The sequence below is a fragment of the Vibrio methylphosphonaticus genome (assembly GCF_023634655.1).
In the GTDB taxonomy this organism is placed as follows: domain Bacteria; phylum Pseudomonadota; class Gammaproteobacteria; order Enterobacterales; family Vibrionaceae; genus Vibrio; species Vibrio methylphosphonaticus.
The window spans coordinates 281,034-300,272 of record NZ_JAMKMS010000002.1; the positions used below are offsets into that span (position 1 = coordinate 281,034).

Genomic DNA, 19,239 nt, shown 5'->3' on the forward strand with positions numbered 1-19,239 from the left:
GTAATCCTTATTTGGCGTTTTCGGGTATTTGGTTCAACGTTTGTTCCAGTTTATTTACCCAACCTCTAAGTATGTTTTTAATTTCCTCTTCTGGCTCTAGGATATTATCCAGGCTTTTTTCACCCGCAGTGATGTCAATCGCAGAGAAGAGCGGCTCTTTAGTTTGACTATCAGAGATTAAAACTTCGATCCTCGCCGTCGTTACATTGGTATGCTCCCCTGTTGTCAGCATAGACGCATAAGAAATCGCAAGTCCAATCGGAAGCACTGAACTCGTTGTTGCAAGTATCGAATTTGGCGTAGCAACGTTACTGATTGCAAACTGGACGGTCAGGCCATTCGCTTGAGGAGAAAAGGCTGGCACTTTGTAACGAGTCAACGTAATTTGCGCTTCAGACTCAAGGTAGTCGGCGAACTCTCTCAACTCCTGCTCGGAAAACTCAGAATCTTGAACTTCCAATCGTGTTGGCTCGATATAAAAATTGGAATACGTGGAGAACTTCTCTTTGAGTAATGTTTGATCAGAATACTCTGCGGGCAACCACACATATCGCCAAGAGTCTGTGTTTGCATTAACTTGATAAGTGAAATCGTTGTGCTTAGAGCGTTCAGAAACAGCGCTGCACGCCGTGAGTGTCGCAATCAAGCCCATGATAATTAGTGTACGCATTCTACTTCCAATGTGTGATATTCAAAGAGCTTGCTACTCTAACGCAGTCAAACTATTGAGTAAGTTTGTAGAGAATGAATGGGTATTAAACCGGTATGAAATGTCCTTTTAGAACAGATCATTGAGCGTCACGCCAATACCAAGGCGAGTCTGACTATGGTTATAGTCAATTAGACTATCCCCATAGCCATGAAATACCTTGATATAGCCACGCAACTTACCATAAAGCGGGGTTGTCACATTGAGTGTCACCGCACCTTTGCCAGTTTTGACATTTCCGCGCCCGAACATCGACACTTTGTACTTATCTAGATCGTAACCGACCCCAATCTCTCCGTGACCAAAGTAGTCTTCAATATCGGGGTTGTCATCACCTTGAGCACCGTTTGTGTCCGTTTTAGGATCTTCTGGCAAGCGATACCATGGCCGAATATAAGCGACGATTCGATCGCGTTCATAAGCGAGATTTAGATACACTCGATTCCAGGAACGCGACTGAACGCCAGCACGACCATTGGATTGATGCTCTAGGCCTACCGCCATTCCGGTATTGCCACCTAAGGGATTCCAGTCAAGTGGCATCGCGTAGAATATCTCTGGTCGATAATTGGTTTCTCGAAAGGGGCTGGAAATGTCTTTTGCATAAACTTGCCACCAAGCTTCAAGCGTAAACGCTCCATAGATTTTATCCCCAGGCACAAAGAGTGAGTCGAACGTCAAAGGAAACTTTAAGCTTATTTGGAATTGCGCCTCGACGGTTTTGAGCCCCTGATAAACATCGCTTGAACTTTGGTTTTTGGTTGGGGTAAGGCTCGACGTTGTATAAACTGGTAATAGGTAGTTCATTCTATGAGGCGTCAGAACAAAAGCACCTCTTTCGGCCTCTCTTTCCTGACTCAAACGCTGACTGATCGCCCCTGATTGGGACTTATCACGCGTTGCTATGGATGAAACCGAGTCTGTTTTATTGCAGTAGCGTCTTACCTCACCTAATGTTGTGGCATCATTTAGTCTATCGATTTGGTTAAGTTGGCAGCTTGACGTCTCTTCGCCGTAGGCGACATTGAGAAAACTCAACATGACTAGAGCTGTAAAAATCCGTTTCATAGAGAGCGTATCCTATTGATATTATTTTCAATACCAAGCTAATGCTCTACTAGCAACAACGCGACATATTTACGTACCAATGGGTACAAATCGGGAGTCAATGGGTCAATTTATCTATGACTCCCTCCAAGTTGACACGCATCGCAACGACGATTTTATTCAATTCGTGTCCAAATAATGGTTTTCGAGAAAAATCCGGCCGTAACCTCTATTTGCAATGTGCTATCCATAGGCTTGATCTCGGCATCATAGTGTTTCGCTTTCTTAATCGCGTACACTTTTCCTTCATAACCATCTGGTGCTTCTACTATGGCCGATAATAATTGCGTACCTTCCAACTCCGGTTTTAACGGATCGCTTGTCACGACTCCCTGCCAACGCCCTGGTTCGGTTTGGCTAATTTCAACGTGTGTGGATTTGTTTTCCGCCAGCCATAGACCTTCAATCAAGGTCGAATTGGCAAACGTCGTCATCGACCACAAGGTAAAAAAAAGTGTGACTAGTATTTTCATTTTGAAACCCTTGTTTATCTAATCTCTTTTAAAAAGGGGAACTGACTCCCCCCTTTATTCTTTAACCAACTGAGAGTTGTGTTAAACCTCTACTCGATAGAAGATGCTGTACAGTACAGGAACAAATATCAGCGTCAGTAAAGTAGAGAAAGTAAGCCCAGCGATAATGGCAATCGCCATCGTCTGCCACATCGCTCCACCTGTAATTAGCAGCGGTATCATGCCCAGTACCGTCGTCAAGGTAGTGAGAAGTATCGGTTTCATACGCCTCTTACCCGCAGCAATCAACGCATCAATCGCTCGCTTACCAGAGGCAATCTCTATGTCTACTTGCTCTAGTAAAACAATGGCGTTATTAATCACGATCCCCGCCAGCGATATCACGCCCAAGAACGTCATAAAGCCAAAGAAACTATTACCAATATGTAGACCTGCCACCACCCCAACAAACGCGATTGGAATCGTTGAAAGGATGATGATGGGCTTTCTAAATGAGTTAAACTGCGCCACCAGCAAACCAATAATGACAAACAGCGCCAGTGGCAGATTTTCACTGATACTACCCGTCGACTTTTTCGACTTCTCTTCTTCACCGCCAATTTCATAGAAGATGCTGTTTGGCCAAGTTTGAGACTCTGCCTCGAGCCAAGGTAAAATCGCATTCAGTCCTTCACTCGCGGTATAGCCGGGCTCCAACTGAGCACCAATGGTGACCGATTTGTAACTATTGCGACGATAGATCTTGGCGTTTTGCCATACGATATCGACGTCGGCAATGTGCGCGAGCGTCACGCTTCCTGCAGGAGTATAGATTGGCAGCGCCAAAATTTGCTCAACATTAAGTTCCTCACGCTCTTCATTAGAAAGCACGATTGGGATACTCAAGATGCCGTCACGAAACTCACTCAAGTTTTTGCCAACCAATGACGTTTGCAAGCTAAGTGCGATATCTCGGTTATTCACGCCTGCGAGCGCGGCTTTTTGTTGATCAATGACAATACGAATCGTCTTGGTTTTTTGCCCCCAGTCATCACTGATGTCTTTAAGGCCATCAATGCTCGCTAGTTTCGCCTTAATTTCTTGAGTAATCGCAAACACCTTGTCCTGATCCAACCCATTTAATCGGATTTCAACCGGGTTTAAAATTGCCGCACCATTTTCTATAAGCCTTGTGGTGGCAATGGCATCTGGGTGATGTTCATTGATGTAAGACTCTATGCGTTGCATCAATTCTGAGTTATCACGATAGTCATGCGTGTTAATAATCCAGAATGAGTACTCTGGGCTCGACGTTCGAGAACTGTGCGGCAAAATATAACGTGGGCCGCCATAGCCAACATACACAGACCAGTTTTTTATTCCTTGGTTTTTGATACCCAAGTTATCGCTCGGTTTAGCATCCGAAGCGCTCTTAGCTTTTAGGGTTAGTAAGTACTGCTCAATGTCAGCGACCATGGCTTGGTTCTGCTCAATGGAGGTGCCCATTGGCATCGTCACTTCCATTTTGAAAAAGGTTCGCTCTGATGGCGGGAAGAAGATATTCGGTAACCACTTCATCGCTTGAAAAGCGAACACCGTAGCCAACAGCATCGCCACAACCGTCAACCAGCGAAAACGGATAAGCTTGGTCAGTAATTTGGCATACCACGCGAGTTGGGTAGTTGACTTTTCCTTTACCTGTTTAGTTGGCTTTAAAAGCAGTACACAAAGCAATGGGATCATCACCAAGCTCAACAGCCAAGAGGCCAAAAGCGTAATCGTTACGACCACAAACAGTGCGCCTGTATACTCACCCATAGTCGACTTTGCCAAGAAGATCGGCAAGAAAGCGGCGGACGTGGTTAAGGATGACGTTAATAAAGGAAGTTTCAGCTCATTAGCACTCTCAATGGCTGCGACCTTTTTGCTCACCCCTTGATTAATGCGAACCAGAATATTTTCCGACATCACAATGCCATTATCGACCAACATACCGAGTGCAATAATAAGCGCGGCAAGAGAGATCTGATCCAGACCAACCCCAATTTTAGACATCACCAAAATAGTGAGTAGCATACTGATAGGCACCAGTAGAGACACAATCAACCCTGTTCGCCAGCCTAAAAAGATAAACATGACCAAGCCAACTACTGTCATTGACTGCACTAGACTCGAGACAAACTGATTAACCTTGTCTTCTACTTCCTTAGGCGCAAAATTGACCTTGCTGATCTCCAAGCCAATCGGTAACTGACGAGTGAACTGCTCTACATAAGCGTCGACTTGTTCGCCCAAACGCACGTTATTACCGGTCTCGACCATCGCAATCGCAACGTTAACGGATGGCTTTCCGTTAAAATAGACTGGGTTATTGATAGGAAACTCGTAACCCGACTCAATACTTACCAAACCGTCTAGTCTTACTGTTTTTCCGCTCGTTGGCAGTGTGATTAACGTGCTTCTCACCTCATCAGGCCTGTTGTAGTTACCACTCGGCTCAATCGGCAAGCGTTCTTGCCCAAAGACGACACTACCCCCACTCAAGACGATATTCTGTTTTGACAAAATATCTGCGAGTTGATTGGGCGTTAAATCATAGGCCGCTAACGCGTTGGCATCGAATTTAAGTTTAATTTGCTCTTGCTGCACGCCATGAAGATCAACCTTAGCCACATCGTCAAGCAGAAACAGTCCACTACGAAGATCTTCCGCAGTTTGCTTGAGCTCACGATAAGAAAAGCCTTCGCCGTGAATCGCAAGAACAATGCCGTACACATCGCCAAATTCATCGTTGACTACAGGCACTCCAACCCCTTCAGGTAGTTTACTCGCAGCACGATCTATCTTACGCCGCAACTTATCCCAAATTGGCTGAAGGTCTGAGTAATCCTCTTTGATAGCAACTGTGAGTATCGACACACCATTTTTAGATTGGCTCTTAACAAAGTCCAATTCCGCAAGCTCTAGCACCGCTTTTTCAAGCGGATCCGTCACCAGATCTTCAACCCTCTTTGGACTGGCACCAGGAAACTGAGTAATGACCTGGGCATTTCGAATCGTAAAGCCAGGATCGTACGCTTCTGGGATCGTGGTATAGGCTTGGATACCCAAAAACGTCAATATCGCAATAATGAGCAGCGTGATGCGACTGTTGTTTATAGAAAAGGCAGTCATCGACATTACTTTGCCTCCACTCTTACCTGTTGTCCGTCATGAACCAGGCTCACTCCGGCAATCACGATGCGCTCGCCGTCCGATAGTCCATCAACAATGTTGATGCCTTGCTCACTGACGCCGTCGACACGCACGATGCGTTTCTCTAATATGTTGCTTGTTGGATGTACCACAAAAACATAATGCTCATCACCATCGCTGAGTACGGTATGACTAGGTAGTACCATCCCATTGCTGACACCCAACGCTTCGGCTTTCACTTTGACTGACGTCCCTGTAAACAATCGGCGCTCAGACGGAGGTTGCAACACTAAGGTAACGTGTAGCTGCTGGCTGCTTTGTTGGCTGACACTAAGCTCATCAACTTTAAGGGGAAATGACTGTGAAAATCCTTCGATTTCTGCGCTTAGCTTCACGGCGTCTGCGGTTTGAATTTTCACAAACTGCGATTGCGGCACCGTAATGGTGATTTTGTATTGTTCAACATCCTGCAACGTGAGGATTTTGGTCGACGAGGTAACTTTCGAGAAGTTGTCGATATAGCGCTGACTTACGATGCCAGAAAAGGGAGCGAGTAAAGAGGTATACTCAACATCCTTTACGCTTCGCTCAAATGCGGCTTGGGCTGAAATATATTGCGATTCCAACGCATCCAAGTTCGCCTGGCTAATTGCCTTTTTATTGATAAGTGACAGTGCTCGTTCGTACTCTGCTTTCGCTTGTTTTAAAGAAGCCTTACTCGATTTTTTGTTAATAAGCTGTTGGCTACTATCTAGTTGCGCCAGTAACTGTCCTTTTTCTACTTTTTGACCCGATTTGATAGGAAGGTCTGTTAACTCACCTTGGATTCGAAAGTTCATGTCGATGATCTTATTCGCTTCAAGGATCCCGGTAAAATGCCGTACTTGATACTGTCTTTGACTAACGACCAGCGTCTTGACCGGTTTAATTGGCGCAGACTTAGCTTGTGGTACCTCATCTTTGCTACACCCAAATAGGCTCAGCGCGACGATCAAGGTAGTCAATCCATTTTTATAACTGTGTGACACTTTCATTTTGTTAACCATTACAACTTCATTTCGAGCCATAGTAATGAGTTGAGCGTGTCGAAAAATGGTAGAATGTACGATTGGGTCTATTTCGGTTATGAGTGGGTCAACAGATAGCGTCGCTTCACTTATACTATCAGCATCTTGTTCCTAGAGCGTCTATTTTGAAACCTCCTATCCTAAAGTCTTTGTTCTCAAAGTCACTGTTATCCAAGTTGTCGTTCTCACGACAGGATTTACTGTTGTTGGTTGTATGGCCACTCATCAACTCTGTGATTCTCTACTCGTCTCTGTACTACGTGATGATTGCGTTGGATAAGCCACTCACCTTGAACATGGTCTTTCGTGCCCTCACAGGCATCTTTTCAATATGCGCCCTATTTTGGCTATTACGACGACTATTTGATGCCAAATTTGGCGCCATTTATCGCCACAAACTGCCATATCAAATCTTGATCAACTTGGTTTTGGCTTCATTAGCGATTGCCTTTACCTCCGGCGGTCTCCCGACGCCGCAGACGTTTGACACCGTAACCGTCTTTCAACTCGTCCGGCTAAAGCTGCTTACTCATTTGAATCTATTACTGCAAGTGACCATCTACACTATGGTCGTCCACAGTTGGCAGCTTAAACAAAGGGCGTTGGAGCTTGAGATGTCATTAAAAGAGTCTGAGATTTCTCTGCTTCGCATTCAAACCAATCCGCACTTTCTGTTCAACACGCTAAACCTGCTACACAGTGAGATCCCAGAACGTCCCGAACTCGCTCAAGAGCTTATTTTTGAACTCAGTGACTTGCTCCGAGGCACTATCGCTATCTCAGACAAAAAGCGAATTTTGCTCAGTGATGAGGTGGAACTGATCGAGCATTATCTGGCCATTCAAAAAGCGCGCTTTACCGAGCGATTGCATTTCTCCATGGATATAAGTGAGAAGAGTAAAGCACTACACATCCCGCCAATGCTCATCATGCCTTTAGTCGAAAATGTCATAAAGCATGCACTTAGCAAGACCATTAACCGCATTCACCTCGATATCAAAACCCGCTACACCGAGGGAGAGCTTTGCATCTGCGTTTGTAACAGTTGGCCGGAGACTACCACGCCTCAGTTCAAAGCTGGCAGTGGTCATCGCAATATTAGCGAGACCTTGAATTTAGAATACGACGACGCCCGTTTTTCAATGAATTTTGCCGATGGTACCAGCTGTGCGCAAATCACCGTCCGCCATGATTTTTAAGGATAAGCCTGTGTACCGAGTCTTATTAATTGATGATGAGCCCGCAGCGACTCAAGCTTTAAAACGTAGCCTTGCGGCGTTTGAAGAGATTGACGTTATTGGTAGCTACAACGATCCAGAAAAAGGCATTGAAGCGATATGCCAACAGATACCGAACGTTGTTTTTATGGACATTGAAATGCCTGGTTTAGATGGCTTTATGGTGGCAAAGGCTACCGAGCATATCCCTTATCACTTGGTGTATGTGACCGCCTATTCAGAGCACGCGCTAAGCGCATTTGAAACCAAGGTCGTGGATTACCTACTAAAACCCGTTCGCCAAACCAGACTTGAGCGCTGCCTTGAAAAAATCAAAGCCCTTCCCCCTTTGGCATCTCCTTCAGTTGAGTCTGAAGTTTTAGTGAGTGATGGCAAAACAACCTATCGACTCACCCAGAGCGATATCAGCTATATAGAGAGCATCGGCCGCTACCAACAGGTCAACCTAACGACATCGGGACAACGAAAATTTCAACTGCAAACCATAGTGACAGAAGAGACCATGACCAACTTTGAAAATGAGTTAGGGGCAGAGCATTTTTTACGGGTACATCGCAGTTATATAGTGAACTTAAGTCTCATCACTCAGGTACATCGTGAAGCCAGAAATACCTTAGTATCTTTGAGTAATACGGAACAGGCTATCCCTATAGCGAGGGCCAAAGTGGCGCTGGTCAATTCGTATTTAGTCAAATAACGGCGCCTTTCATTGTTCCGTATTGATAAACACGCACTCACAGCAGTTTGCTCTTATATTGCTCAGGCGTTTGGCCTGCGTACTTTTTAAACATACTAATAAACGGACTTGCTTGGTTGTAACCCAAGGTAAATGCAACTTCTTTTACCGATTGACCACTTCGTAATAAATCCATTGAGTATAAATAGCGAACCCGTAACCGCCACTCCGTAAAGCTCATCCCTAATTCGCTTTGGCAATAGCGAGCGAGCGTTCGTTCGGTGGTGTGCACGCGCCCTGCCCAATCATTAAGAGAAATATCGTTGGTTGGGTCTTCTTCAATGGCGCTTAAAATTGGCGCTAAATACTTATGATTACTACTTGGCAAGAAATGGTGTTGCTCTTCTTGCTCACTCAGCTGATCAAGTAGCACCTGAACTAAGCGACGATCTTTTTCAGAATCGCCAATATTGACGTCGCGGTGACGAAAGTCTTCGATGATCGCCGAAACAATAGGCGTCACCTTAATTAAACTGGTTTTTTGTGGAAAAGTAGCCGTCAGCTCATGGGCGATATTCAATGAACAGTATTCCAATGGTCGACGGTTATAACTGCAATGCATCACCCCAGCGGGTACCCAAATAGCCAAATGAGGAGGAGCAAGGAATCGTGTGCCTTGTGCTTCCATTTCTAAAATTCCGCCACTAATAAGCTGAACTTGCCCCCAAGGATGACAATGCACTCGCGTTTCTGTGTTCGATAAAAACGCGTCAAAATTCATAAAAACGTCCGACGGCATTTTCTCGATAGACAATGAAGGATGCAAATTTCTGTTATTTTTTTTCAAGTTGTCTTCCTATCGCGATTAATGTCCAAGTAGAGATATTTATATTTATAACGACCTGTCACACTATACCCCAACACACATAATGCGACGAGGTTCACAGTGGTTTATTTGCTTCCTTTTATTACCGTACTGATTTGGGGCGGGAATGCCATTATAAATAAACTGGCTGCAGAGACCATTGAACCGAGTGCCATGAGCTTTTATCGCTGGTTTCTTGCGGTACTCATTATGACGCCATTTTGCCTGCCTAAAGTGAAACGTTACTGGCCTGAAATCCGCAAAAATAGCGGTAAGCTGGCATTCTTAGCACTACTGGGCATGGTCCTCAACCAATCACTTGGCTACTACGCGGCATTAACCACAACCGCATCCAATATGGCACTCATTACCTCATTAGTGCCACTGATTAGTGTGTTTATCTCTGTACCGCTGCTGCACAAGCGAGTTTCAATGCTGAGTGTTGTCGGTGGCGTCATTTCTCTCGCGGGCCTAGCCTTTATGCTTGGCCAAGGCGATCTGGCGTTCTTCATCAATCAGGGGATTACACAAGGCGATGGTTTAATGGCCATGGCGGCGGTCATTTACGCGACGTACTGCGTGTTACTTAAGCGATGGAAAATGAACCTATCCAGCTTGATGTTGATATACACCCAAGCCGTTTTCGCCGTTATCCTGTTGTTGCCACTATTGTTAAGCAGTGAGCAAATTATGCCAACTCAGGCATCGTTGCCTCTCATTGCTTATGCTGGATTATTTGCCTCATTAATTGCACCGTTATGCTGGGTGAAAGCCATTGATTTAATTGGCGCGGAAAACAGTGCTATGTTTATGAATTTACTGCCCGTAATTGCCGTCGCCCTCGCCGCCTCTTTACTCGGTGAGACCATTACAGAGTTTCATCTTATTGGTGGGTTAATGGTGATTTCAGGGGTCATTTTATCGCAAATAAAACGCCGCAAACCGGTTACCACTATTGTCGACAGCAAACTGACCGTCAATAAGCCGTGAAGTTGTCTCGGTGATACGAGACGCTCGCGTTTATCGCGCATAGAAACCAACACCTCGGTGTTGGTTTTTTCGTATGGTACGTTTCTATTATTTAGCATCCGCCACGATCCGAATGGCCACTCATTCGCAATCTCAGTTCAAAGAATATGTCATGCTTATTCGTTTAGATATTCGACTCATATCTCGATAGCTTGTTGTTAACAAATTTGTCATACTCGGATTTTGCCCATTAATAACAAGGATTTTATAATGAGTAGTGGCAAACGAGAGATTACTCTGCGCTTTCTTGCTGAGCCTGGAGACGTCAACTTTGGCGGAAAAGTACACGGCGGCGCCGTAATGAAATGGATCGATTTGGCAGCCTATGCGTGCTCGGCAGCGTGGAGTGGTAAATACTGTATTACGGCTTATGCTGGAGGCATTCGATTTGTAGCGCCTATTCACGTGGGTAACCTTGTCGAAGTCACGGCGCGGGTTATTTATACGGGTACATCATCGATGCATATTGCAATCGATGTGCAAGCCAGCGACCCAAAAGAGCTAGAGAATCGACTTACTACGCACTGTATTGTCATCATGGTTGCCGTTGACGAACAAGGTAAACCGACCACAGTCCGAGAGTGGGTGCCAGAGACCCAAGAAGACATTGAACTTCGAGATTCAGCCATCAAATTGATGAACATGCGCAAACAAATTGGTGACGAGATGGAAGCACATGTGAAGTACCTAAAGTAAGTACCCAACACACATCACAATGTCGCTTTCTTTCTACGCCCTCGCTCCCCCTAAAAAGGGGGAGTGAGCGCTAAACCCCTTCAAGTACACTATCTTTGACTTATAGCTTTTTACTATATCAACGTTATAGAGATAGACGCTAAAATGAACAATAATAATATTCACCTTTACCAGATATTTACTCGCTTGTTTGGCAATAAAACCACCTTAAACCAACCTTGGGGGACGATTGACGACAACGGCGTTGGTAAATTCAGCGACATTACACCAACGGCATTAACCTCGATCCGAGAACTCGGAATGACCCATGTGTGGTACACGGGTATACCTCATCACGCGTTGATTAATGACTATACCGAATTTGGTATTAGCAATGACCACCCTTGCATTGTAAAAGGGCGAGCTGGCTCCCCTTATGCTGTGAAAGATTACTTCTCCGTCAACCCCGACCTCGCCGATGATCCTGCACAACGCAATCAAGAATTCAAAGCATTGATCCAGCGTACACATCAAGCAGGACTGAAAGTCATCATCGATATTGTCCCCAACCATGTCGCTCGACACTATCACGGGTTAAACAACCCACCGGGCATCACAGATTTTGGTGCAAACGATGATGACACGGTGGACTATCGAAGAGACAACAACTTTTACTACCTCCCCAACCAAATATTCCAGTTACCTGATCTGCCAGAATCATTACGTCCGCTTGGTGGTGCAGAAGACCCTCGCATGGCCACGCCATTTACAGAGTATCCCGCAAAATGGACAGGCAACGGATCACGCCTTGCCAAACCGAATGCCGATGATTGGTACGAAACGGTCAAGATCAATTACGGCGTGAAACCCGATGGAACACGCGACTTCGAGGCTCTACCTGAGGCCTATCGACATAAGGATTGTAACGAGCATCTGGATTTTTGGAGTGACAAGGTGGTTCCGGACTCTTGGGTAAAATTCCGAGATATCGCGTTATATTGGTTATCACAAGGCGTGGATGGGTTCCGATATGACATGGCGGAAATGGTGCCCGTTGAGTTTTGGAGCTACATGAACGCTTCCATCAAAGCCAAAAAAACGGACGCTTTTTTAGTTGCCGAAGTCTACCAACCGCACCTTTACCGTGACTATATTCAATTAGGCAAAATGGATGCACTTTACGACAAAGTAGACCTATATGATACGTTAAAGGGCATCATGCAGGGCAAGGCGCACACCCAAGATATTTCACGTATTCAAGACAAACTACAAGATATTCAGCCTCATATGTTGCACTTCCTTGATAACCATGACGAGCAGCGTATCGCTTCTCCTGAGTTTGTTGGCGACCCGCGAATTGCCATTCCCGCGATGACGCTCTCTGCCACCATCAGTCACGCGCCTACTATGCTGTATTTCGGCCAAGAAGTCGGGGAAGCTGGGGCAGAAAATGCAGGATTTGGGCAGCCTTCACGTACCTCAATTTTCGACTACATTGGGGTGCCCGCACATCAACGTTGGATGAATGGAGGCGCTTTTGATGGCGGATCATCAACAGAACATGAAATCAAACTTCGTTCTTATTATCAACGCCTTATGAATGTGGTACTACAACATAAAGCCTTTCAAGGAAGCACGACCTCATTAGAAATTGAACAAGATGATCGCCATGGAGACCTTGCAGGTCAACTCTATGGCTATTTGCGTCAATATCAATCTGACACGATTATCTGCCTCATGAACTTTAGTCATGACAAAGAAAGCACACAATGCATCCAGCTGAGCAAGCACGCTATTGATAAGTTACCGCTACAAGCGGGTCACTATCCGTTGAATGATTTACTGAATGACACGCCTAACGTTGAACTCGTTGTCACTGAGCAAGCCGCTACCATCAATCTCACGCTAAAACCGCTCTCTTCATACCTACTGAAAATATAGCCACTATAAGGTGAACGGCTCATCTGGATTGGCAGCGGGCGACAATGGGCTCGCTGAGCTGGGGCGACAATTTGAAGATAACACTGACATGAAAGTGAGCGCGCCGTTTCCTCAGTCCTTAGAATCACGATTTCAACACGACCGCTTTGGTGGCTACGCTGAAACTGGGCATTGTTGATCCTGAAATGGACTATGCCAAGACCCGCCGTCTTTCGTTGACGGTTGGTTACTCAACAACTACTCAAAACACACTATATTTTCAATATAAACAAAAACTTAAAATGAAAACTTACTTTCCTTTTCATTCTGCAATCTCATTAAGAAATGACGATAATGACAATATGATGTCATTTAGCGCATGCCATAACAATAATGCGATGGTGAGCCCGCGAGAGATTGTATTTATACACAACCGATCACAGTGTCGTACTTGCTTACACTCTGTTATTTGCTCTTTACGGTGATCTTTCCTATAAATTTAAGCGTTGTTCAAACAGTGCTGGATGATCTCAAACGGGACGAAAGCAAACGTTCACGGTTAGCTGAACTCTGTGAACAATACGCCCTAAATGGATGGATTAACGGAATATGAGAGGCCCAATATGGATCGTACTTGCCCAATGTGTAGCACACCAATGATCACGCGAGATGCAGAGGCAATTTGCCCCAGGCATCAAATAGGTGATTGCTCATACGCCCCTAACCTTCATGAGTTCGAATCAGAAAGCGAAATAGAAACTGATAGCGATTATCCATATTAGCGGACAAAATTACATTCTGAGGTCAACAAGCGCTTATCCTTAGTCGACTTGGAATCGCAATAAAAAGGAGTCATGTCTAACATGACTCCTTTTCTTTTTGTGGCTTAGATTATTGGCGTGAGTACTATCGGGGCTACTGCTGTCAGTACTAGTGCTATCGGGACTAGTCGCATCGAAACGAATAGGGTTCGTTAATCCAACGCTATAGCAAAACAGTCATAAGCGTTCAATGTCAACGTTCCCAGCGTAGTTAGGGAAACCGTGTGATTATGACTAAGTAGCGCTCCTGGGACCAATCCTTGGAGCTGTGGCTCAGAAGACAAATCTAACATCACTGATTCAGCAGAGAAATTCGCTACCACCAGCACGGTCTGATCATTATCTTGACGTAAATACGCAAACACATACTGGTTATCGGCAAACAAAGGAATGAAATCGCCATACACGAACACCTCGTGGTCGCGACGCATCTTAATCAGTGTTTGGTAATGTTGAAAAATTGACGCTTCGCTGCATCGATCAGACTCAACATTAATGTCACGATAGTTCGAGTTAACCTCAATCCATGGCGTGCCTGTTGTGAACCCCGCTTGTGGTTCAGCGCTCCACTGCATTGGCGTTCGCGCATTGTCTCGACTGTTCTCGCCCAACGCTGTCATCATCTCTTGGTGAGACACTCCTGCGTCGGTTTTCACTTTATAGAAGTTCAAAGACTCAATGTCTTTATATTGCTCAAGGCGATCGAACTTGACGTTCGTCATGCCAATCTCCTCGCCCTGATAAATATATGGCGTGCCTTTGAGGCAGTGAAGTACCGTCGCAAGCATTTGTGCTGATTTTACTCGATACTCACCATCATGACCGTATTTCGAGACGGCTCGCGGCAAATCATGGTTGTTCCAAAAAAGAGAATTCCAACCCGTATCCCCCAGCTCTAATTGCCACTTAGTGAGTACTTGCTTGAACGCTGGAAGATCTAGGGGCAACGGCGACCATTTATCGCCTTGATTCCAAGTCAGCGTGATATGCTCAAATTGGAACACCATCGAGAGTTCCTCACGTTGCTGATCGCTATATAGTTTAGCTATCTCTGGTGTCGCGTCCCAAGTTTCTCCCACTGTGAGTAAATCGTGACTGCCAAATGTCGCGTGATTCATGGCGCGTAACAGCGGGTGCAGGCGTGGTCCATTACCGGTGATTCCTTTATCGATTTCCTTACCAATCAAATCAATAACATCAAGACGAAAACCGCCAATTCCTTTGTCAATCCACCCGTTCATCATGGTATGAACTTCTTGATGGACTTGCGGATTCTCCCAGTTTAGATCGGGCTGTTTTTTGGAAAATATATGCAAGTAATACTGCTGCGTTTCCTCATGCCATTGCCAAGCACTGCCACCAAAAATCGATCCCATGTCACTCGGTGCGCTGCCATCTTCTTTTGCATCACGCCACACGTAGTAGTCACGATAAGGGGAATCTTTGGACTGACAGGCTTGTTTAAACCATTCATGTTCATCTGAAGTATGATTAACAACGAGATCCATCACGATTTTGATACCCAGCGCTTTCGCCTCGCTTAGCAGCGCTTCCATATCTTCCATGCTGCCAAACTCTGGCGCGATCGCTTGATAGTTTGAAATGTCGTAACCATTATCGTCCATAGGAGACTGATAAACAGGTGAGAGCCAAATAACATCAATACCTAACTCAGCCAAATAGTCCAGCTTTGACCGAATACCATTTAGGTCACCAATACCGTCACCATTGGAGTCACAAAAGCTTCTCGGGTAAATTTGATACACCACCGAGTTATGCCACCACTTTTGTTCCATCACTAGCCCTTAATAATTGCTTAATCGACCTTTACTGTAATTAGAGAACGCTGGGAAAGAAAATAGAATCTACGTATAATCATATAGATTTTACGTATATCACAATCTATTTTATCCCCATAGGTAACCCAATGGCGCTCAATAAATCCATTAAGTACTTTTTAGCAGTGGCAAAGCATGGCAACATCAAACGAGCCTCCGATGAGCTCTACTTGAGCCAGCCCTCCCTGACCTCTGCAATAAAAAAACTCGAATCAGAATTGGGAGCACCGCTTTTCAATCGGCTATCAAAGGGGGTTGAACTAACCGCTTATGGCACCAAGTTTCGAGCCTATGCTCAAGAACAACAAGAACAGTACTTTGCACTCAAGCATCAGTTCAATGATATGCAGCAACGTCAATTTGGTAAAATCAAGATAGGGACTGGTGAAGTATGGTGGGACAATATTGTTAAGCCAGCGGTTATTGACTATCAACAACAAAACCCCGCCAGTTCTTTTCATTTGGAGTTTGGTAATAACCTGACCTTACTCAATCACCTCGTTCAAGGTGATATAGATTTATTTGTAGGTCATGAAGTATTAGAACTTTCCGAACACTGTCGTGTATCATTCGAGCCGTTGTTTCAAGATTATGAATCGATCTATGTGGGCGCTCAGCATCCTCTCGTGCAAACTGGCGTTACGCATCCTGAATCCCGTATCGAGAATGTTCACCAGTACCCCCTGCTTCGCGTGACACCAAGTCACCCTCGGCATCAATCGATACTGGCTCACGGCTTACCTCATGACCGTGCTCTAGAAGAACGTATTGTTTACGACATTGATTCTGTTGCCGCGAGTATTGATATGTTAAAAATAACCCCAGCCGTCATGCCCTACAGTCACCATGCTAATGAATGGCTAACATCTCAAGGACTCATTCAAATAAGCACTGATCGCAGTAAGGTGGGGAATATTGGTATTTACACTAAGATGGGAGAACCGAAGGTCAGTGTGACGAGTTTCTGCTCAAGTTTAAGGCAACTTGCTAAAAGCGTGCGTTAAATTGTCAGAACTTGGTCAGGGCACTTAATCTGTCATTTTTCTTTCATTAAAGTTTGATGTAATCGCCATAGTTTTAATGCGCTAATGCTATGGAGATTGCCTTGACCCTAAATGAAATTACCCTAAGTGAAACCACGCTCAATGACTTGAAGGCCGTTGAATATCAATGGGTAAGAACAATGTATGTGGAAGGCTACCATCGCGACGAAATCAACCACTATATCCAAACCTGTTTTGGTGGTGATGGTGTATTTGCCGATTTATTCCAAAAAGTCGCATTAGAGCAAGAAAGTCTATACGTCTTGCTCCAATACGTCGGGTGTGCCCCTTCTAGCCGAGAGCTGAATCTTTAGTCATCGTTGACGATGATGGAGAACGCTTAAGGATCACATCCACTTCCGTCGTCGCATAAGGTTTATCGATTTTTTGCTTCACATCTTCAACAAATCGCTCATAGCTTTTAAAGGTCATCGATTCTCTTTTCGGGTCAACATAAATACTCACCCACGTTTTCCGACCGAGCTTAGTGATAAAAATATCGACGAGCTCGATGTCATACTCTTGCGCAAGGCCACGCAAACCACGATAAATGGGTTTAGTATGCTCTATCGGTGGTGTGGCAAGCGTGAGTTCGCGCATACCATTTTTAATCAACTTAATCGGGTCGCCGATAAATGCCAAGCTAAACATCACGACCAAAATTTGATCGATATAACGATCAACAAAACCCAGTGCTGTGCCTTGAAGTAGCAAGACCAATATCAACGCCACGCCAATTGCCCCGGATATGACCCCATTAATGAACCATGCGTTCTTTTCTGCTTTTAATATATCTGACCGAGATTGATTATATCCGACGTGACACACCCAATACATAAACGCACAAATCGCCACTGCCGGGAATACGTAAATAGCCATCAATGCAATGGCGGGTTCTCGCCCTCCTGCTAATAAAACCGGTATATTGCTACCTACAGCGAATGCGATCAAAATTAAAATAGTGATGCCCTTTATCACCACAATAAGCGGTTCAAAAGCGTAGTAGCCAATAGGGTAATGTCGAGAAGTACCCGACTGAGCAAGTTGCGCGATACGCAGCGAAGCAAAGGAAACTACCGCCGACAGTAAGTTAAAAGAAGCGTCTAATAAAATGGCACTCGATCCCGAGATCAATGCCATCACGCCTCCCCATAACGCCAACACGCCCGCCCCTATGGCGGAGCCGATTAACGCCTTGGATTCATCAATTTTAATCATCTGGTATTCCCTTTCACAGATAAACGCTATTTATCCTTTATATTGCTAGATTATATAGGATTAACAAAGATTAAGTACTATCCAAACTTATAACACACGAATTTACAACTTCCTATCACACCCCAACCTATTTGCTGCTTTTCTCTACAACAATTATTAATAATAACAATAGGTCACGACATCGTCAGTCGTCACAGCCGATAGACAGCGTTCGTATTCACCTTTCAATGAGTGAGTTAGATGATAAGAGAATGGAAGGGTACGGGAGTCAAAGTGAAGACTTTCAGGGGAAAGAAGCGTTAGATAGAAAAATGCCTGAGCAAGCTCAGGCATTGGTTACAAAAACTGTTAATAGTGATAGTAAGGAATCCTGGTAACAGCCAGCTACGCGTAACACCAGAGTGCTCACTTAACTAGTCGGCGGCCAAACCAATGTGACGTTAAGCAAAGCAAAAGAGGTGGTCTTACGACCACCCTTTATCGTTATTATCCTTTAACACCACCGGAAGTAAGTCCCCCTACCAACCAGCGCTGTGCAAGCAAGAATACGATTGTGATAGGTAATGCTGACAATACTGCTGCTGCTGCAAAATCACCCCACAGATAGTTCTGAGGATACAAGTACTGCTGCATACCTACCGCTAGTGTGTACGAGTTTACATCAGAAAGTAGTAGTGATGCTACCGGTACTTCACCAACAACCATGATGAACGACAGAATAAATACCACCGCTAGAATTGGCACGGACAGTGGCAGAAGAACTAAGCGGAATGCTTGCCACGGTGTCGCGCCGTCAAGTGCGGCAGCTTCTTCTAGAGAACCATCAATCGTTTCGAAGTAGCCTTTGATTGTCCAAACGTGAAGCGCAATACCACCCAAGTAAGAGAAAATCAGACCGCCGTGTGTGTTCAAGCCTAGGAACGGTATGTACTGACCTAGCTTGTCGAACAACGCGTAAATCGCAACCAGTGCTAGTACTGCAGGGAACATCTGGAAAATCATCATCGCTTTCAGGATGGTAGTCTTACCTTTGAAGCGCATACGAGCAAATGCGTATGCAGAGGTTGTTGATAGACACACAATTAAGATTGATGAGATGCCAGCAACTTTAATTGAGTTCCACAACCACGTTAGTACTGGGAACGGAGGTGGCGTTACCGAGCCATCTGCGTTCGTTACCGAGAAGCCTAGTGCTAGTTTCCAGTGCTCCAACGATGGGTTTTCTGGGATTAGGCTACCTGTTGCGAAGTTACCTTCACGGAATGAGATAGCGATAATCATCAGTAGCGGGAAAATAATCAGCGATAGGAAAGCCCACATAGCGATGTGTGTTGCCCAAACGCGGTATTTTAATGACTTACCTTGTACCATTGCCATTTTAGGACT

16 protein-coding genes and 1 pseudogene are annotated in these 19,239 nt (G+C 45.0%); 8 read left to right on the plus strand and 9 right to left on the minus strand.

What is annotated here, in order from left to right; all coding sequences use genetic code 11:
• Nucleotides 1–7: 7 nt before the first annotated feature.
• The 5 genes from M9196_RS03590 to M9196_RS03610 form a co-directional block, all read right to left on the minus strand.
• Complete coding sequence (locus tag M9196_RS03590; RefSeq protein WP_250616152.1) at nt 8–670, minus strand: DUF3313 family protein; 663 nt, start codon at nt 668–670, stop codon at nt 8–10.
• A gap of 108 nt (nt 671–778) precedes the next feature.
• Nucleotides 779–1,777 (minus strand): phospholipase A, encoded by a 999-nt coding sequence (locus M9196_RS03595; RefSeq protein ID WP_250616153.1) that lies wholly within the window; start codon nt 1,775–1,777, stop codon nt 779–781.
• Nucleotides 1,778–1,932: 155 nt separating this feature from the next.
• Complete coding sequence (locus M9196_RS03600; protein WP_250616154.1) at nt 1,933–2,289, minus strand: DUF2147 domain-containing protein; 357 nt, start codon at nt 2,287–2,289, stop codon at nt 1,933–1,935.
• Nucleotides 2,290–2,370: 81 nt separating this feature from the next.
• Nucleotides 2,371–5,448: an efflux RND transporter permease subunit gene (locus M9196_RS03605; protein ID WP_250616155.1), complete on the minus strand. Its 3,078-nt coding sequence runs from the start codon at nt 5,446–5,448 to the stop codon at nt 2,371–2,373.
• Nucleotides 5,448–6,509, minus strand: coding sequence for an efflux RND transporter periplasmic adaptor subunit (locus M9196_RS03610; RefSeq protein WP_250616156.1), 1,062 nt, complete (start codon nt 6,507–6,509; stop codon nt 5,448–5,450). The genes M9196_RS03605 and M9196_RS03610 overlap by 1 nt, the downstream gene beginning before the upstream one ends.
• A 146-nt stretch (nt 6,510–6,655) precedes the next feature.
• Here M9196_RS03610 and M9196_RS03615 point away from each other — a divergent pair, with 146 nt between their 5' ends.
• The gene (locus M9196_RS03615) at nt 6,656–7,729 is read left to right on the plus strand and encodes a sensor histidine kinase (RefSeq protein WP_250616157.1); all 1,074 of its coding nucleotides are present in this window, start codon (nt 6,656–6,658) and stop codon (nt 7,727–7,729) included.
• A 10-nt stretch (nt 7,730–7,739) separates the two neighbouring features.
• Nucleotides 7,740–8,465, plus strand: a complete 726-nt coding sequence (locus tag M9196_RS03620) for a LytR/AlgR family response regulator transcription factor (protein ID WP_250616158.1) — start codon at nt 7,740–7,742, stop codon at nt 8,463–8,465.
• 37 nt (nt 8,466–8,502) lie between these two features.
• On the opposite strand, the gene M9196_RS03625 is transcribed toward M9196_RS03620, so the two are convergent.
• Nucleotides 8,503–9,291, minus strand: a complete 789-nt coding sequence (locus tag M9196_RS03625) for an AraC family transcriptional regulator (protein ID WP_250616159.1) — start codon at nt 9,289–9,291, stop codon at nt 8,503–8,505.
• A gap of 99 nt (nt 9,292–9,390) precedes the next feature.
• On the opposite strand from M9196_RS03625, the gene M9196_RS03630 reads away from it, so the two are divergent.
• From M9196_RS03630 to malE, 4 genes and pseudogenes are all read left to right on the plus strand, one after another.
• Entirely contained in the window at nt 9,391–10,299 is a 909-nt protein-coding gene (locus M9196_RS03630) for a DMT family transporter (protein WP_250616160.1), read from the plus strand.
• A gap of 249 nt (nt 10,300–10,548) precedes the next feature.
• The gene (locus M9196_RS03635; RefSeq protein WP_250616161.1) at nt 10,549–11,034 is read left to right on the plus strand and encodes an acyl-CoA thioesterase; all 486 of its coding nucleotides are present in this window, start codon (nt 10,549–10,551) and stop codon (nt 11,032–11,034) included.
• A gap of 144 nt (nt 11,035–11,178) precedes the next feature.
• Nucleotides 11,179–12,954, plus strand: coding sequence for an alpha-amylase family glycosyl hydrolase (locus M9196_RS03640; RefSeq protein WP_250616162.1), 1,776 nt, complete (start codon nt 11,179–11,181; stop codon nt 12,952–12,954).
• A gap of 46 nt (nt 12,955–13,000) precedes the next feature.
• Nucleotides 13,001–13,123 (plus strand): annotated as a pseudogene (gene malE / locus M9196_RS23670) (maltose/maltodextrin ABC transporter substrate-binding protein MalE); the annotation flags it as partial.
• 783 nt (nt 13,124–13,906) lie between these two features.
• Here malE and M9196_RS03645 read toward each other — a convergent pair.
• Nucleotides 13,907–15,550, minus strand: a complete 1,644-nt coding sequence (locus tag M9196_RS03645; protein ID WP_250616163.1) for a glycoside hydrolase family 13 protein — start codon at nt 15,548–15,550, stop codon at nt 13,907–13,909.
• Nucleotides 15,551–15,681: 131 nt separating this feature from the next.
• Here M9196_RS03645 and M9196_RS03650 point away from each other — a divergent pair, with 131 nt between their 5' ends.
• Complete coding sequence (locus tag M9196_RS03650) at nt 15,682–16,596, plus strand: LysR family transcriptional regulator (RefSeq protein WP_250616164.1); 915 nt, start codon at nt 15,682–15,684, stop codon at nt 16,594–16,596.
• Between the two features lie 89 nt (nt 16,597–16,685).
• The gene (locus M9196_RS03655; RefSeq protein WP_250616165.1) at nt 16,686–16,949 is read left to right on the plus strand and encodes a hypothetical protein; all 264 of its coding nucleotides are present in this window, start codon (nt 16,686–16,688) and stop codon (nt 16,947–16,949) included.
• Here M9196_RS03655 and M9196_RS03660 read toward each other — a convergent pair.
• Complete coding sequence (locus M9196_RS03660; protein ID WP_250616166.1) at nt 16,927–17,853, minus strand: cation transporter; 927 nt, start codon at nt 17,851–17,853, stop codon at nt 16,927–16,929. The two genes, M9196_RS03655 and M9196_RS03660, sit on opposite strands and share 23 nt — an antisense overlap.
• A gap of 486 nt (nt 17,854–18,339) precedes the next feature.
• The gene (malG, locus tag M9196_RS03665; protein ID WP_250616167.1) at nt 18,340–19,230 is read right to left on the minus strand and encodes a maltose ABC transporter permease MalG; all 891 of its coding nucleotides are present in this window, start codon (nt 19,228–19,230) and stop codon (nt 18,340–18,342) included.
• Nucleotides 19,231–19,239 lie beyond the last annotated feature (9 nt).

Bases quoted from the DNA above. Each gene is read 5' to 3' on its own strand.
- M9196_RS03610 (WP_250616156.1), bottom strand. From the start codon at position 6,509: ATGGTTAACAAAATGAAAGTGTCACACAGTTATAAAAATGGATTGACT.
- M9196_RS03605 (WP_250616155.1), bottom strand. From the start codon at position 5,448: ATGTCGATGACTGCCTTTTCTATAAACAACAGTCGCATCACGCTGCTC.
- M9196_RS03595 (WP_250616153.1), bottom strand. From the start codon at position 1,777: ATGAAACGGATTTTTACAGCTCTAGTCATGTTGAGTTTTCTCAATGTC.
- M9196_RS03660 (WP_250616166.1), bottom strand. From the start codon at position 17,853: ATGATTAAAATTGATGAATCCAAGGCGTTAATCGGCTCCGCCATAGGG.
- M9196_RS03640 (WP_250616162.1), top strand. From the start codon at position 11,179: ATGAACAATAATAATATTCACCTTTACCAGATATTTACTCGCTTGTTT.
- M9196_RS03600 (WP_250616154.1), bottom strand. From the start codon at position 2,289: ATGAAAATACTAGTCACACTTTTTTTTACCTTGTGGTCGATGACGACG.
- M9196_RS03650 (WP_250616164.1), top strand. From the start codon at position 15,682: ATGGCGCTCAATAAATCCATTAAGTACTTTTTAGCAGTGGCAAAGCAT.
- malG (WP_250616167.1), bottom strand. From the start codon at position 19,230: ATGGCAATGGTACAAGGTAAGTCATTAAAATACCGCGTTTGGGCAACA.
- M9196_RS03645 (WP_250616163.1), bottom strand. From the start codon at position 15,550: ATGGAACAAAAGTGGTGGCATAACTCGGTGGTGTATCAAATTTACCCG.
- M9196_RS03655 (WP_250616165.1), top strand. From the start codon at position 16,686: ATGGAGATTGCCTTGACCCTAAATGAAATTACCCTAAGTGAAACCACG.
- M9196_RS03635 (WP_250616161.1), top strand. From the start codon at position 10,549: ATGAGTAGTGGCAAACGAGAGATTACTCTGCGCTTTCTTGCTGAGCCT.
- M9196_RS03590 (WP_250616152.1), bottom strand. From the start codon at position 670: ATGCGTACACTAATTATCATGGGCTTGATTGCGACACTCACGGCGTGC.